The sequence below is a fragment of the bacterium genome, assembly GCA_035308905.1.
In the GTDB taxonomy this organism is placed as follows: Bacteria; Sysuimicrobiota; Sysuimicrobiia; order Sysuimicrobiales; family Segetimicrobiaceae; genus DASSJF01.
Genome location: DATGFS010000032.1, coordinates 26,874 through 41,841 on the forward strand (window position 1 = coordinate 26,874; position 14,968 = coordinate 41,841).

The 14,968-nt window shown below is 70.1% G+C and carries 14 protein-coding genes; 12 read left to right on the forward strand and 2 right to left on the reverse strand.

The genetic code is table 11. From position 1 onward, the window contains the following. The first annotated feature begins 79 nt into the window (after positions 1-79). The 3 genes from VKT83_10165 (at position 80) to VKT83_10175 (ending at position 2,157) form a co-directional block, all read left to right on the forward strand. Positions 80-913: a hypothetical protein gene (locus tag VKT83_10165; protein ID HLY22817.1), complete on the forward strand. Its 834-nt coding sequence runs from the start codon at positions 80-82 to the stop codon at positions 911-913. 93 nt (positions 914-1,006) lie between these two features. Beyond that, complete coding sequence (locus VKT83_10170; protein HLY22818.1) at positions 1,007-1,795, forward strand: alpha/beta hydrolase; 789 nt, start codon at positions 1,007-1,009, stop codon at positions 1,793-1,795. Positions 1,796-1,821: 26 nt separating this feature from the next. Further along, positions 1,822-2,157 (forward strand): hypothetical protein, encoded by a 336-nt coding sequence (locus VKT83_10175; protein ID HLY22819.1) that lies wholly within the window; start codon positions 1,822-1,824, stop codon positions 2,155-2,157. A gap of 45 nt (positions 2,158-2,202) precedes the next feature. Here VKT83_10175 and VKT83_10180 read toward each other — a convergent pair whose 3' ends face one another. Then, a complete protein-coding gene (locus VKT83_10180) occupies positions 2,203-2,832 on the reverse strand; it encodes a cation transporter (GenBank protein HLY22820.1) in 630 nt (209 codons plus the stop codon). Between the two features lie 388 nt (positions 2,833-3,220). Between VKT83_10180 and VKT83_10185 the strand changes: the two genes are divergently transcribed. The 9 genes from VKT83_10185 to VKT83_10225 all read left to right on the forward strand — a co-directional run bounded on the left by VKT83_10185 (position 3,221) and on the right by VKT83_10225 (position 14,461). Beyond that, entirely contained in the window at positions 3,221-5,614 is a 2,394-nt protein-coding gene (locus VKT83_10185; GenBank protein HLY22821.1) for a xanthine dehydrogenase family protein molybdopterin-binding subunit, read from the forward strand. A gap of 30 nt (positions 5,615-5,644) precedes the next feature. After that, positions 5,645-6,913, forward strand: coding sequence for a DUF1116 domain-containing protein (locus VKT83_10190; GenBank protein ID HLY22822.1), 1,269 nt, complete (start codon positions 5,645-5,647; stop codon positions 6,911-6,913). Positions 6,914-6,988: 75 nt separating this feature from the next. Next, positions 6,989-7,879 (forward strand): xanthine dehydrogenase family protein subunit M, encoded by an 891-nt coding sequence (locus tag VKT83_10195; GenBank protein ID HLY22823.1) that lies wholly within the window; start codon positions 6,989-6,991, stop codon positions 7,877-7,879. Next, positions 7,876-8,385 (forward strand): (2Fe-2S)-binding protein, encoded by a 510-nt coding sequence (locus VKT83_10200; protein ID HLY22824.1) that lies wholly within the window; start codon positions 7,876-7,878, stop codon positions 8,383-8,385. Before VKT83_10195 ends, VKT83_10200 begins: the two co-directional genes overlap by 4 nt. Positions 8,386-8,419: 34 nt before the next feature. Further along, entirely contained in the window at positions 8,420-9,415 is a 996-nt protein-coding gene (locus VKT83_10205) for an ABC transporter substrate-binding protein (GenBank protein HLY22825.1), read from the forward strand. A 54-nt stretch (positions 9,416-9,469) separates the two neighbouring features. Further along, a complete protein-coding gene (locus VKT83_10210; protein ID HLY22826.1) occupies positions 9,470-11,845 on the forward strand; it encodes a molybdopterin cofactor-binding domain-containing protein in 2,376 nt (791 codons plus the stop codon). A 2-nt stretch (positions 11,846-11,847) separates the two neighbouring features. Beyond that, positions 11,848-12,900 carry a hypothetical protein gene (locus tag VKT83_10215; GenBank protein ID HLY22827.1) on the forward strand — a complete coding sequence of 351 codons (1,053 nt, stop codon included), beginning with the start codon at positions 11,848-11,850 and terminating at the stop codon, positions 12,898-12,900. Continuing rightward, positions 12,897-13,673: an ABC transporter permease gene (locus VKT83_10220; protein HLY22828.1), complete on the forward strand. Its 777-nt coding sequence runs from the start codon at positions 12,897-12,899 to the stop codon at positions 13,671-13,673. The genes VKT83_10215 and VKT83_10220 overlap by 4 nt, the downstream gene beginning before the upstream one ends. Then, a complete protein-coding gene (locus VKT83_10225; protein ID HLY22829.1) occupies positions 13,649-14,461 on the forward strand; it encodes an ABC transporter ATP-binding protein in 813 nt (270 codons plus the stop codon). The genes VKT83_10220 and VKT83_10225 overlap by 25 nt, the downstream gene beginning before the upstream one ends. Before the next feature lie 5 nt (positions 14,462-14,466). Here VKT83_10225 and VKT83_10230 read toward each other — a convergent pair whose 3' ends face one another. After that, positions 14,467-14,925 (reverse strand): cupin domain-containing protein, encoded by a 459-nt coding sequence (locus VKT83_10230; GenBank protein ID HLY22830.1) that lies wholly within the window; start codon positions 14,923-14,925, stop codon positions 14,467-14,469. Between the last annotated feature and the right edge of the window lie 43 nt (positions 14,926-14,968).

The following is a 14,968-nucleotide window of genomic DNA, read 5'->3' on the forward strand; positions in this document are numbered from 1 at the left end:
TCCCATGGAGCGGAGGTGCGGCATCGGGAGACTGCGAAATACCCGGCACGCCGTTACCGTCAGGATTGGGAGGAAGTGCATGCGGGGAGTATCGCTCCCTCTCGCCATCAGCATCGTCGTCGCGCTATCCGCGCCGCCGCTTGGCGTCTTCGCGCAATCGTCGGTGACATATACCGTGCCGGTCAACACCGCGGTCCCGGCCGTGACGTTCTCGATTCAGGGTGTCTATTGGCTGTCGTCGTCGGAATTTTACTCCGCGCCGGGCGGCGGCACGCTGGAGACGTGGACGTCGCAAATGTACGGAATTGATTTTCGAGCCGACGCACGATCGCACTGGGGATTTCATTTCAACGGGGTCACCGGCAGCGAGGGAAATTGGGCGTTTACCGGCGCTGCCCCGGTGGGCTTGTCGCTCAACGGGACCGACACCATCTGGAGCGCCGACGTGTCATACTCGGTGCAGCGCCCCCTCCCGGAGAACCCCGAGCTACCGGTGACGTTCCGAGCATTCGCCGGTTACAGCGAGGCGAAGGGAAGCCTGTACTCTGGGAATCTCTCCGGTCTCGGAGCCGCCGCGCTGACCACGGACAGCACCGGCGGGCGCGTGGGTTTTGACTTTTCATATCCGTTCCAGTCGGGATGGTGGCTCAACGCCGGGGTCGCCTATGCGCCATCGGTCAGCACGAGGCTATCCGGGTCGGTCGGCGGCGGCGCGCAGTCGGTGACGGCCACCGGCACGGGCTGGGACGCGCAGGCCAGCCTGCGCTACACGGCGGCCGCCCATTGGAATGTCGAGGTCGGCTACCGGTTCGTTCAGGAGATTCAAAGCGCTCTCAGCATCTCCGGCGTGGCGGTCTGTCCGTGCCACACCCAGTGGGAGGGGCCGTTCATCGCAATCGGCGCGAACTTCTGACGCCTGGCCGGGCGTCTTTCTCGAATTCCGTGCCTTCCTCGTAACCCGGTACTTCGGGACACAACTACGGCAGGGGACGGAGGCGTACCGGTCATGTCCACGATTTCCGTAAACGGGACGACCCTTTATTACGACGCGGCGGGGCACGGCCTCCCCATCGTCTTCATTCATGGGATGTGCGGGAATGCCGATGTCTGGGCCGATCAGGTGGCCCGCCTCTCGCCGCGTTTTCGCTGCGTCACTTACGATCGGCGCGGACATACACGGAGCGCGCTCGGCCACATCGCCGCGCGGACGGTCGAGCTGCACGCCGACGATACGGCCGCGCTGATCCAAGGATTAGCCCTGGCGCCGTGCCTCCTCGTCGGCTCGAGCGGCGGTGCCCGGGTTGGCCTCGATGTCGTGCGCCGGTATCCGGAATTGCTCCGCGGCGCGGTGCTCTCCGAGCCCCCGGTTCTGGCACTGGATCCCGAGGGCGCCAAGGCGTTCATGAACGAGATCAAGCCGAACATCGAGCGCGCCGTCGCCGCGGGAGGCGCCGCGGCCGCCGTTGACGCGTTCTTCGAGGTCGTGTGCCCGGGCCTTTGGCGTACGCTACCGGAGGCGGCTCGCGACCGCTACCGCGCCAATCAGATCGAGCTGTTCGGCGACCTTCAGATGCCTCCATATAAAGTCTCCAGGGAGGACCTGGCCCGTATTCAGTGCCCGTGCCTCGTCGTCAGCGGGAGTGAAAGTCATCCGGCGCTTCGGCGGGTTGCGCAGATCGTCACCGACGCCATCCCCGGCTGCCGCTCGGTCGAGCTCACCGGGTCGGGGCACGTCACCTACTACGAACGCCCCGCCGAGTTCGCGGCCGCGGTGCGGGCATTTGCCGATCGTTGACGGGAGGAAGACGAAGAGTGGCTCGGATGAGCGGCAAGCAGGCGCTGCTGGAGCAGCTGGTGGCGGATGGGGTTCGCTATATCTTCGGCTCGATCGCCGCAACCGACGAGGCCGCTCAGCGCCAGCGCCAGGAATCGGTGCCGGGTGGGCGACCGACGGGACGGGCGAACGACGGGGAGCGGGAATTCCTGTTGGTCGGGTCGCCGGACACGATCGTGCGCCAGCTGCGGCGCTACGACGGTGTCGGCGTGACCGAGTTCAACATCGCCTTCTACCACCGCGACGTCGCGACGGCGCTCACCCAGATCCGGATGTTTGCGAAGGAGGTGCTCCCGGCGTTTCGACCCAGCGGCGCCGAGTGAGGCCGGCGTGCCGCTACGTTGCGCTGATTGCAGTGGGACTGCGCATCACTCGCAGCAGCCGCACGCGCTCTCCCCCGCGAGCGCTTCGCGGCCCTCGCGAACGATGAAGTAGACGATGCCGAGCGCGGCAACGGGGTCGGCCCACCACCATCCGAACGCCGCGCGCAGCACGAGACCGGCGAGCAGCGTCGCCGCCATATACACGCAGACCACGCCGCAGGCCGCGTCGCCGCGCAGCGCCGGGCTGTTGATCGCCGCCGCGATCCGCCGCTTCGTCCGGACGAGCGCCGGCATGACCAGCAGGGCGGCGGCGGCCAGCGCAATTCCGGGCAGCGAGCGTTCCGGGACCGCGCGCGTCCACAAGTCGTACCCTGATTGGAGCACCACGTAGACAGCCAGCAGCAGCAGGCTGGCGCCGACGACGCGCGAGGCCTGACGCTCCGCGCGTTCGATCAGGGCCGGAGGGGCCGCGCCCGCGTCCTCGAGCCGAAGCCGCCACAGCAGCGTGCCCGCGGACACCAGCTCGATGACGCTGTCGACGCCGAATGCGATCAGCGCGATGCTGCCGGCGGCAATCCCCGCGCCGATGCTCACGGCCGCCTCGACCACCATCCAGCCGATGGTCAGCCATTCGACCCGGATCCCGCTCCGAATTGCCGCGACTTCGGTGTTCACGCCTGCCCCCTCATCAGCCGGTCTCCTCCGCGAGACCTCCGCGATCGCTGCTTCCATTTCAAGGATACCCGTTAAGGATACCCTCATGGGTTTGGCCTGTCTATGACGCTCTCGCCAACCCCCACTCATGTTGGAGGCCGCTCTGCGATCCTGAAACAAGAGGATCGGCGATTTTCCCCTCCGAACACTTCCTGACCGTAGTCCACGGACGTTTCGCCGCGACCGCACATCCTGCCAACCGCGGCCACCGTCACAACGCTGTACGGAGTCGGGAGCCTATGACGCCGCAGTCTCGCGTTTCTGGGGCGGACCTCACGCGTCTGCTCCCGCTATCGTCCCGCGAGCTGCGCGCCGCTGGGGCGGCGGCCGGGTCCCGCGCCGCGCGCTGATGGCCGCCCCGACGATCTCGTCCCCAGCCTACGCCGCCGTCGGCACGCGCCGGCCGCGGATCGACGCGGCCGCTTTTGCGCGGGGCGCCGCCCGGTACGCTACGGACATGGCGGTGCCGGGCATGCTGCACTGCCGGCTGCTCTACGCGCAGCAGGCGCCGGCGCGGATCACCCGCGTCGACGTCGAGGCTGCCCGGCGCCTGCCGGGAGTGGAGGCGGTGGTCACGGCCGCCGACGCGCCGGCGATGCCGGCGACGGGCATGAGCATCGCCGCGCGTCATCTGTTCGCGCGCGACGACGTGCGAACCGTCGCGGACGTGATCGCGGCGGTCGCCGCGGTCGACGACGAGACCGGGCGCCGCGCCGTCGAGTTGATCGAGGTCGAGTACGAAGATCTGCCCGGCGCCCACACGCTCGACGCGGCGTGCGACCCCTCGGCCCCGCTCGTCCATCCCGGCAAGGCCGAGTACGCCGGCGCGCAGTGGCTCAAGCGCTACCGGGTCGCGGAGCCGGGCAACGTCGCCACCCACTTCCGGCTCCGGAAGGGCGACGCCGCCGCCGCGCGGGCGCGCGCGCCCGTCGTGGTGGAGGGCCGGTTCCAGACGCAGCGCATGGAGCATTTTTCGATGGAGCCCCACGCCGCCGTCGTGAACTACGACCCCGCCACGCAGCGCGTCACGCTGTGGGCGTCGACCGGCAAGCCGTTCCGGACGATCATCCAGATGGGCGAACTGCTGCGCCTGCCGATGAACCGGGTCAACGCGGTGTACGTGCCGACCGGCGGCGACTTCGGCGGCAAAGGCGAGGTCACGATCGAGCCGTACTGCGCCGTCCTCTCGATGAAGACCGGCCGGCCGGTGAAGGGCGTGTACACGCGGGAGGAAGAGTTTTTCGCCGCGACCTGCAAGACGCCGTTCGACATCCGGATGGCCCTCGGGACGGACCGGGACGGACTCCTGCTCTTCAGCGAGGGCGACCTGCGGCTCGACACCGGCGCCTACAACTCGATGTCGGCGATGGTCTCCGCGTTCGCGTCGATCTTGTTCGAAGGTCCCTACGTCGTTCCGAACGTGTCCGTGGACGCGCGGTGCGTCTTCACGCACAACGTGATGAGCGGGTCGTTTCGGGGGTTCGGCAGCCCGCAGGTCGCGTTCGCGCGCGAAGGGCTGCTCGACGAGGCCGCCGCGCGCCTCGGCCTCGACCCGATGGAGCTCCGCCTCCGGAACGCCTGGCAGACCGGCGCGGTCACGGTGACCGGGCAGATCCTGCACGCCGCGCGCCACAGCGTGACCGTCCGCGACACGATCGCGGCCGCCGCCGCCGCCGCCGGCTGGAAGGCGCGGCGGGCGGCCCGCGAGACCCCGGCGGTGCGTGAGGCCGCGGGCCCGCGAATCCGGCGGGGGATCGGGATGGCCACGGCGCACCACGCCCTCGGCGGCCCCGCGGTCATCGGCACGGACACGGCGACCGCCTTCGTCAAGGCAAATCCCGACGGGAGCGTGACGCTGCTGACCGGCGCGGCCGACGTCGGGCAGGGCATCGACACCGCGCTGAGCCAGCTCGTGGGCGAGGAGCTGCGGCTGCCGGCGGACCGCATCGCCATCGCGATGAAGGTCACCGACGGCGTGCCCGACGACCAGGGCGCCTCGGCCAGCCGTACCATGTACTCGGTCGGCAACGCGACGCGCGCCGCGGCGGTCAACCTCAAAGAGAAGCTGCTCGCGATCGCCGCGGAGATGCTGGAAGCGGACCGCCAGGATCTGGAATGGGGCCAGGCCGCGGTCACGGTCCGCGGGACGCCGGCGCGCGCGCTCACAATGACGGACGTCGTCCACTACTCGATGCGCCGCCGCGGCGAGCAGCCGATCGGGACGGGGGTGCACCACGGCCACGGGGTGCCGCTCGACGAACGCGGCCAGGGCGAAGTGCAGAGCTTCGAGTATTCGACGCAGATCGCCGAAGTCGAAGTCGATTGCGACACCGGCGTGGTGCGGGTGCTGCGGCTCGTCAATGCCCAGGAGGTCGGCCGGGCCATCAACCCGCTCATCGTTGAAGGCCAGATCGAGGGCGGCATGGTGATGGGGCTCGGGTTCGCGCTCCTGGAAGAGGTCGTCTGCCGCGACGGGCAGGTGCTGAATCCCTACGCGTTCGACTACCGGGTGCCGCGCGCGGAAGACATGCCCGAGATCACGACGGTGCTTTTGGAGCACCGCGATCCGATCGGCCCCTACGGCGCGAAGGGCTGCGGGGAGATCTGCATGGATCCGACGGCCGCGGCAATCGCGAACGCGGTGGCCGACGCGATCGGGGCGCGGGTGATGTCGCTCCCGATCACGCCGGAGAAGGTGCTGCGGGCGATCCGCGAGCGTGTGCCGGACGGCCGGGCGGAGTAGGGGATGGCGATCGGGGGGAGCCGCGAATCGATGACGGAACGGCAGGCGGCGGCGCCGGTCTCCGGCGCGGGCCCGGCCCGGCGGGCGGCCAACGCGACCGCGCTCGAGCGGCTGACCGGCGGCCATCCGTTTCTCGTCGACGTCCGGCCGGCGATCGAGGTGGTGCCGGGTATGCGTCCGGACCTCGTGCTGCATGCCGGTCCGCCGCTCGCGTGGGACGAGATGGTGCCGCCGATGCAGGCGGCCGTTGCGGGCGCCCTGGTGTACGGCGGGCGCTGCCGCACGCTGGACGAGGCGGCGGCGCTCGCGCGCGACGGCCGCGTCCAGCTTGCGCCGGCCCACGATCACGGCATGGTGGGCCCCATGGCCGGCGTCGTCTCCGCGACGATGCCGGTCTTCGTCGTGCGCAACGAGACATACGGCAACGTCGCCTTCGCCACGATCAACGAAGGGCTCGGCCGCGTGCTCCGGTTTGGCGCAAACGACGACTCGGTCCTCACCCGGCTCGCCTGGATCCGCGACGTGCTCGCGCCGTCGCTCGGGGCGGCGCTCCGGCGCAGCGGCCCGATCGACCTGCGCCAGATGATCGGAGAGGCGCTGCACCGGGGCGACGAAGCCCACAACCGTAACAAGGCGGGGACGGCGCTCTTCGTCCGGCACGTCGCGCCGCATCTCTGCCGCGCCCTTGCAGGCGACGTGGCGGCGCAGTGTCTGGAGTTCATCGGCGGCAACGACCACTTCTTCCTCAACCTGTCGATCGCGCACAGCAAGGCCGTCACCGACGCCGTCGGGACGGTCGCCGGGAGCAGTCTCGTCACCGCGATGGCCGGAAACGGCGTACGGTTCGGCCTGCGGGTCGCGGGTCTCGGCGCGGCGTGGATCACCGCGCCCCCCGATCCGCCGGTGGGACGGATGTTCGAGGGGTTCTCGCAGAGCGACGGGGTGCCGCTGATGGGCGACTCCTACGTCTCCGAGGTGGCGGGCGTCGGGGCGTTTGCGCTGGCCGCGGCGCCGGCGATCGCCGGCTTCATCGGCGGGCGGGCCGGCGAGATGGTGGCGCACACGCAGCGGATGTACGGGATCACGGCCGGCGAGCATCCGGCGTTTACCATCCCCGCGCTCGATTTCCGCGGCACGCCGGTGGGGATCGATGTCGACCGCGTCGTCGCGACGGGCGTCAGGCCCATCCTCAACACCGGGATCGCCGGCCGGCGGCCGGGCGTCGGGCAGGTCGGCGCCGGCATCGCGTCGGCGCCGCTGGCGTGCTTCGTCGACGCCGCGGCGCGTCTGGCCCGATGAACCCGCAGGCGTTTCGAACCGTTACGAAGCGCGGACCCGCGATGGACGCGGCGATGCGCTCGAGGAGGCCGTAGCGTGCTGCAGCCGTTCCAGCTTCACGAGCCGACCACAGTGCCCGAGGCATCGGGCCTGCTGGCCCGACTCGGCGACGAAGGCCGCATCTACGCCGGCGGCACGGAACTGCTGCTGGCGATGAAGCAGGGGCTGCTGCGCTACCGGCACCTGGTCAACATCAAACACCTCGGACTGGAGACGGTCGCGTTCGACGAGGGGGCCGGGCGGCTGCGTCTCGGCGCAACCGCCACCCACCGCGCGGTCGAGCGCTCGGCGGTCGTCGGCGGGCGCTACCCGATGCTGGCGTCGATGGAGCGGCACCTGGCGAACGTCCGGGTGCGCGCGGTCGGCACGGTGGGCGGCAACCTGTCCTTCGCCGAGCCGCATTCCGATCTCGCGACCGTGCTGCTGCTGTACAACGCGACGGTCACCGTCGGCGGCGCGGCCGGCCGGCGGACAATCGGCGTCGCGGACCTGCTCCTGGACGCGTACACGACGGCGCTCGCGCCCGACGAGCTGCTGCTGGAGATCGAGGTGCCGGCGTTGCCCGCGGGGGCCGGCGCCGACTACCGCAAGTTCGCGTTCTTCGAGCGGCCGTCGGTGGGCGTCGGCGCGGTGGTGATCCCGTCGGCCGGCGGCGGCGGGATCGCGGAGGCCCGCGTGGCCGTCGGCTGCGTGGGCCCCGTCCCCCGGCGCGTCGCGGAGGCGGAAGTCGCGCTGGCCGGGGCGCCGCTGCGAGGCGCCGCGTTCGAGCGCGCGGTCGGGCAGGCCGCCGAGGCGGTGCGCCGCGCCTGCGACCCGGTGGACGATCTCTACGGCTCGGCCGGCTACAAACGGCATCTGGCCGGCGTGTTCGCGGAGCGCGCCCTGACCGCGGCCTGCGCCCACGCCGTTGCGGGAGGACAGGGATGATCCAGGAGGACCGCCGATCCGGCGCGGACGAGATGCCCGCGCAGACCGTGGCCATCGACGCCCAGATCAACGGCCGCCGCGTCCGCGCGGCGGTCCCCACGCACCGGACGCTGCTTGACTTTCTCCGCGAGGACCTGGCGCTGACGGCCGCCAAGCGGGCGTGCGACGTCCAGGTGTGCGGGGCGTGTACGGTCCTGGTCGACGGCCTGCCCGTCAGCGCCTGCACCTACCTGGCGTTCGAGATCAACGGCAGGTCGGTCGAGACGTGCGAAGGCTTGGCGCAGCAGGGAGCGCTGCACCCCATCCAACAGGCCTTCGTGGACGCCGGCGCGCTGCAGTGCGGGTACTGCACGCCCGGGATGATCATGATCACCAAGGCGCTGCTCGCGGACCATCCGCGGCCGTCCGTCGACGAGATCAAGGAGTACCTGCACGGCAACATCTGCCGCTGTACCGGCTACAAGAAGATCCTCGACGCCGTGCTGGCGGCGGCCGAGGCGGAATAATCGGAACGATCGGGGAGGCGATATGGGGAGACACATGATGACACGCGGCGGGATCGCGATGATGCTTGCGGCAGTACTGGTGGCCGGCCTGGCGGGGACGGCTGTGCCGCAGACCAAGTATACGGTGCGGTTCGGCGTCGTCGGCGTCCCGTCGACGACGTACTACGCGCCGCTCGTGGTGGCCGAGCAGAAGGGCTTCTTCGCGCAGCAGGGGGTGCAGCTGCAGCGGACGGTTATCGGGCCGGACGACAACCTGGTGCGGGCCGCGGCCGGCGGCGCGCTCGACCTCGGCATCCCCGAGGCGAGCATCGCCATCAACGGCAACGCGCACGGCGCGCCGGTCAAAGTGATCGCGTGCCTCACCGACCGCTATCCGTACAATCTGTTCGCGCGCGCGGGCATCAAGTCGTACGCGGACCTCAAGGGCAAGACGATCTCCCACTGGACGGTCGCGCCGGAAGCCAGCACGGCCCTGATCCGGCGGCTGATGGCCAACGGCGGGTTGAAAGAGGGCGAGTACAACCTCATCGCGGGCGGCGGCCTGCCGGCCCGGTACGCGGCGCTCTCCAAAGGCGCGGTCGACGCGGCGATTCTGACCGCGCCGTTCAACCTTCTCGCGCGGCGGGAGGGCATGACCGATCTCGGCGGCCTGTTTGATATTCCGGCCGTGTTCGCCTGCGTGATCGACAATACCAATTGGGCGGCGCGCAACCGCGACGCCACCGTGGCGACGCTGAAGGCCCTGATCATGGGGTTCCGCTACACCGCGAACTCCGCGCACAAGGACGAAGTGGTGAAGATGCTCGCGGATCTCGGGCACCTGGATCCGGCGGTGGTCGGTCAGACTTACGACCAGTTCTACCGGACTCAGACCTACCTCACGAGCTGGGATCTGGCGCCGAGCCCCCGGTCGATGCAGGGCGTCATCGACATCCTGGCCGGACTCGGCCAGGTCCCGAAGGGGGCGGATCCGCAGCGGTACTTCGACCTCTCCTTTTTGAACGCGGCGCTGGCGCAGGTCGGCAAGTAAGCGCCGCTTGAGGTGACCCGCTCCCAGGCCACTCACGCGCCGGTCGGTGCGCGGGTGCCGCGTCTCGACGCCGCGGCATTCGCCACCGGCCGGGCGTGCTACACGACCGACATGGGCCTGCCCGGCATGCTGCACTGCCGGCTGCTCTACGCCGAGCAGGCACCGGCCCGCATCATCGCGCTGGATGTCTCGGACGCGCTGCGGCTGCCCGGCGTCGAAGCCGTGGTCACGGCCGCGGACGTGCCGTCGATGCCGATGGCCGGCACCAGCATCTCCGCGCGGCACCTCTTTGCCCGCGGCGAGGTCCGGTGCATCGGCGACGTGATCGCGGCGGTGGCCGCCGTGGACGTGGAGACGGCGCAGCGGGCGGTGGACCTGATCCGCGTCGCCTACGACGAGCGGCCGGCGGCGTACACGCTCGAGGCGGCCCTCGCGCCCGGCGCACCGCTCGTGCACCCCGACAAGGCCGGCTATCCGGTCGCGCCGTGGATGCGCCATTGGTTCGTCGAGGCGCCGGGCAACGAGTCGACCCATTTTCGTCTGGTGAAAGGGGACGTGGACGCGGCGCGCTCCCGGTCGCACGTCGTCGTGCGGGAGCGCTTCCGCACACAGCGCATCGAGCACTTTTCGATGGAGCCGCACGCCGCGGTCGCGGACTACGACCCCGCGGTTGGCCGCGTCACGGTGTGGTGCTCGACGGGGAAGCCCTTCCGCACCCAGGCGCAGCTCGCCGAACTGCTCGAGGTGCCGCTGAACCGCGTCAACATCGTTTTCGTGCCGACCGGCGGCGACTTCGGCGGCAAAGGCGAAGTGACCGTCGAGCCGTACTGCGCGGTGCTGGCGATGCGCACCGGCCGCCCGGTGAAGTGCGTGTACACCCGCGAGGAAGAGTTCTTCGCGGCCACCTGCAAGACGCCGTTCGACATCGACCTGGCGCTGGGGTTCGACCGGGACGGGCTCTTGACGTTCCTGGACGGCGAGTTGTGGCTCGACACCGGCGCCTACAACTCGATGTCCGCGATGATCTCGGTCTACGCGGCGATCCATCTCGAGGGCCCGTACGCCATACCGGCCGTGGCCGTCCATTCGCGGTGCGCCTTCACGCACAACACGATGAGCGGCTCCTTCCGCGGCTTTGGGAACCCGCAGATCTCGTTCGCGCGCGAAGGCCTGCTCGACGAAGGCGCGGCGCGGCTGGGGCTCGACCCCGCGGAGATCCGCCTGCGCAACGCCTGGCGGCCCGGGTGGACGAACTGTACCGGCCAGGTGCTCGATCCGGCCCGGCACAGCGTGCACGTGCGCGAGGTGATCGCCGCGGCGGCCGAGGCCAGCGACTTCCGGTCGCGGTGGCGCGCCGGGCGCGAGGCATGGGCCGGCGGGCCCGCGCAGCCGGGGGATGGCGGGGCCTCGGCCGGGCGCCTCCGCGGGCTCGGCATGGCCGCCGCCCATCACGGGCTTGGCGGCCCGGCGCTGCACGGCACCGATACGGGCGCGGCGTTCCTCAAAGCGAACCCGGACGGGACGGTCACCTTGATCACCGGGGCGGCCGACGTCGGGCAGGGCATCGATACCGCCTTGAGCCAGGTGGTCGCGGAAGCCCTCGGGCTGCCGCGCGACGCGATCGCGATCGCGCCGAAGACGACAGACGGCGTGCCCCAGGATCTCGGGGCGTCGGCCAGCCGCACGACATACTTCGTCGGCAACGCCGTGCGGGCGGCCTCGCTCGACCTGCGGCAGAAGTTGATCGCCGTCGCCGCGGAGATGCTGGAAGCCGATCCGCACGATCTCGACTGCGCCGACGGCAAGGTGTCCGTCCGCGGCGCGCCGGCGCGGGCGCTGGCGTTCGCGGACCTGGTGCACTACTCGATGCGCCGCCGGGGGGAGCAGCCCTACGGAGCCGGCGTGCAGCCCGGGTACACGACGCAGCTGAACGAGCGCGGCCAGGGCGACGCGAACAACACGTTCGAATACTCGTGCCAGGTGGCCGAGGTCGAGGTCGATCCCGGTACCGGAGAAGTCCGTGTGGTGCGCCTCTTGAACGCGCAGGACGTCGGCCGCGCCCTCAACCCGTTGATCGTCGAAGGGCAGATGGAGGGCGGCATGGTGATGGGGCTCGGCTTTGCCCTCCTCGAGGAAGTGGTCTGTGAGGACGGCCGCGTGCTGAATCCGTTCGCATTCGACTACCGGACGCCGCGCGCCGGCGACCTACCGGAGCTGGCGACCGTGCTGCTGGAGCACCACGATCCGCGCGGACCGTACGGCGCGAAGGGCGTCGGAGAGATCTGCATGAACCCGACCGCCGCAGCGATCGCGAACGCGGTGGCCGACGCGATCGGGATCCGCATCACGTCGCTGCCGATCACCCCCGAGAAGGTGCTGGCGGCGCTCGCGTCGCGGACCGCCGCCGGGGAGCCCGGGAAGGGAGACTAAGCATGGTCCAGTTTCCGCTCTCGTCGCTCGTCGGCGCGGAAGCCGTGGTGCTGTTCCGCGAAGAGCTGCTGCTGTGCAACCTCCGGCCGTCGGAGAAGGCGCTGATCGTCTCCGACGCGTCCACCAACCCGCACTACGTGGCGGCCTGTTTTGGAGCCGTGCTGGAGATCGGCGCCGAGGTGGCGCAGGTGGTCGTGCCGTTCGTCGAGGGGACGCCGGAGATGGCGGCGCGCCGCCGGACGGAGAAGCTGGTCCCGTACGAGCACATCATTGACCTGATGCAGCGGATGGATTTCGTTGTCGACCTCACCTCGATCGGCTTCCTGCACTCCGAACGGCAGGTCGAGATGCTCTCGCACGGGACGCGCATGCTGCGCGTGCGCGAGCCGATCGAAGTGCTGCAGCGGCTGTTCCCGACGCGGGAAATCAAAGCCCGCGTAGAAGCGGGTGCACGCGTCATCGGCGCGAGCCGCCGGCTGCAGGTGACGACGCCGGCCGGCACCGACCTGTCGGTGGACCGGGGCGACCGCCCGGTGTTCATGCAGTACGGGTTCGCGGATCTGCCCGGCCGGTGGGATCACTGGCCGACCGCGCAGGTGGTCGTCGCACCGGCCGAGGACACGGCGCGGGGCACTCTCGTCCTCACGCCCGGCGATTTCATCGGCCACCGCTATGTGGGAAGCCCGGTGCGCTTCACGGTAGAGCACGGTCGGATCACCCGGATGGACGGCGAGGGACTCGACGTGGTGCTGCTGCGCGATCATTTCGCCCGTGGAGCGGGCACCGACGCGGACCGCATCTCGCACATCGGGTGGGGATGTGATCCTCGCGCCCGCTACGACGCGCTCGACCGCTACGCGCACTATCACACGCGGGGCGCGGAGGTCCGGGGCGTCTACGGGGCGGTCACGCTGGCCTTCGGCTCGAATGCCGACCTCGGCGGGGGCAACCGCACGCAGCTTCACCTCGACCTTGGCTTCCGGGGCGCGCGGTTTCTCCTGGACGACCGCCCGGTGCTGGAGCGCGAGACGTTTCTCATCCCGGAGCTGCGGTGAGCACTCGAAGCCTGCCGCTTCGATGGGGCCGCGTCGTCATCAGCGGTCTGATCGGCATCGCGGTGTGGCAGTTCTTCGCCGCGGCGGTCGTGCGGAATGCGCTCTTTCTACCCGCTCCGGGCGAGGTGCTGAAGGCGTCGATCGAAGTCGTCCGCAGCGGCGAGTTGCTCGATAATCTTAAGGTCAGCCTCTCATATTTCGCGGTCGGCTCCGCGCTTGGCTTCGCCGCCGGCGTCCTGCTGGGGGTGGTGCTCGGCGCCAGCCCGCGGGCCGCCGAGTACATCGATCCGTGGGTCTCCGCGGCCTACACGGCGCCGCTTGTCGCGCTGACGCCGCTGCTCATCATCTGGTTCGGGATCGGGCTGTGGTCGAAGACGATCATCATCGCGCTGCTCGTCGTTTTTCCGGTGACGATCGGGACGGTGGCCGGCATCCGCTCGACGGACCGCTCGCTGCTGGAAGTAGCGACGAGCATGGGCGCGGGCCGGCTCGACATCCTCCGGAAGGTCATGGTGCCGTGGTCGCTCTCGTTCATTCTCTCGGGCGCGCGAATCGGCGTGGGCCGCGGGGTGATCGGCATCTTCGTCGCGGAGCTGTTCGGCGGCGCGAGCAAAGGCGTCGGGCTGATGATCCAGAACGCGGCGTCCGTGTTCAATACCCCGCTGCTCTTCGTCGGCATCATGGTCCTCGCCCTGATGGGGGTGGTCGTCACCAGTTTGATACGCCAGCTCGAGCGGAGGATGGCGCCGTGGCGCACGCAGTCGGTCGTGTAGGGAAGTCGACGGAGCTCAGCGTCGACAACCTCACGGTCGCGTTCGAGCGCACGAGCGCGCCGCCGCTCCTTGTTCTCGACCACGTGAGCTTCGGCGTCGAGGAGGGGCAGTTCGTCGCCCTCGTCGGGCCGAGCGGCTGCGGCAAGACGACAGTGCTGCGCTGCATGGCGGGCCTGCAGACCCCGGCCGGCGGCCGCATCACGATCGGCGGGCGGCAGCTCACCGGGGTGGACCGGCGGGTGGCGATGGTGTTTCAAAGCGATTCGCTGTTCCCGTGGCGGACCGTGCTGGCGAACGTCGCCTTCGGCCTGGAGGTGCGGCGGATTCCGCGGGCGCACACCGCGGGCACCGTGCAGGATCTGGTGGACCTTGTGGGGCTGAGCGGGTTCGAGCGCGCCTACCCGCACCAGCTGTCCGGCGGGATGCGGCAGCGCGTGAACCTGGCCCGGGCGCTGGCGGTGGACCCCGAAGTCCTGCTGATGGACGAGCCGTTCAGCGCGCTCGACATGCTGACGCGGGAATCGATGCAGGCGGAGCTGCAGCGTATCTGGCTGCGCCGGAAGAAGACCGTGCTCTTCGTGACGCACCAGATCGAGGAGGCGGTGTTCCTCGCCGACCGCGTGCTGCTGATGTCCCGGCGGCCGGGCCGCCTGCGTGCGGACGTGGCCGTGCCGCTGCCGCGGCCGCGGGACGTCCACGCCCGGCATACGCCGGAGTTTCACGCGCTCGTCGACGGTCTGGCCGAAGCCCTCAGCACGGAGCTGATCGCCCAGGACGCGGAGCGGTAGCGCTCCTACCGCTTGATCGGCAGCTTCTGCTCGACCTTCATGTAGTCGTCGGACACCGCTTCCGTCTTGATGTCCGGGATCTTTCCGGGCTGTTCGCCCTGGTCGTACAGCCCCGCGGCGTTCGGATGCGTCCCGCCGAGGTACGTCGGCGCGAAGACCTCCAGGATCGTGCAGGGCTTGTCCGAGGTGATCCATCCCCAGTGCACGGCGTTGCGCGGGATGCGGTAATAGTCGCCGGCCTTGACCAGGAAGAACTTGTCCTCGACGAAGACCCAGATCTCGCCGTCGATGACGTAGTTCATCTGCTCCGTATCGTGCTTGTGCGGGTGCGAATGATATCCCCCGGGGCGCGTCGCCAGCATCAGGCAGCTCTCGTTCCCGTACACCATCTGGGTGGACATGTTGGTGTACTGCGTCGTGACGGTATCGTTCGCAATGTCCTCACGCCGGACGTACAACGGCATCTTCCCACCTCCGGGGCGTTGGTGTTGCCGCGAGTGACGAGCG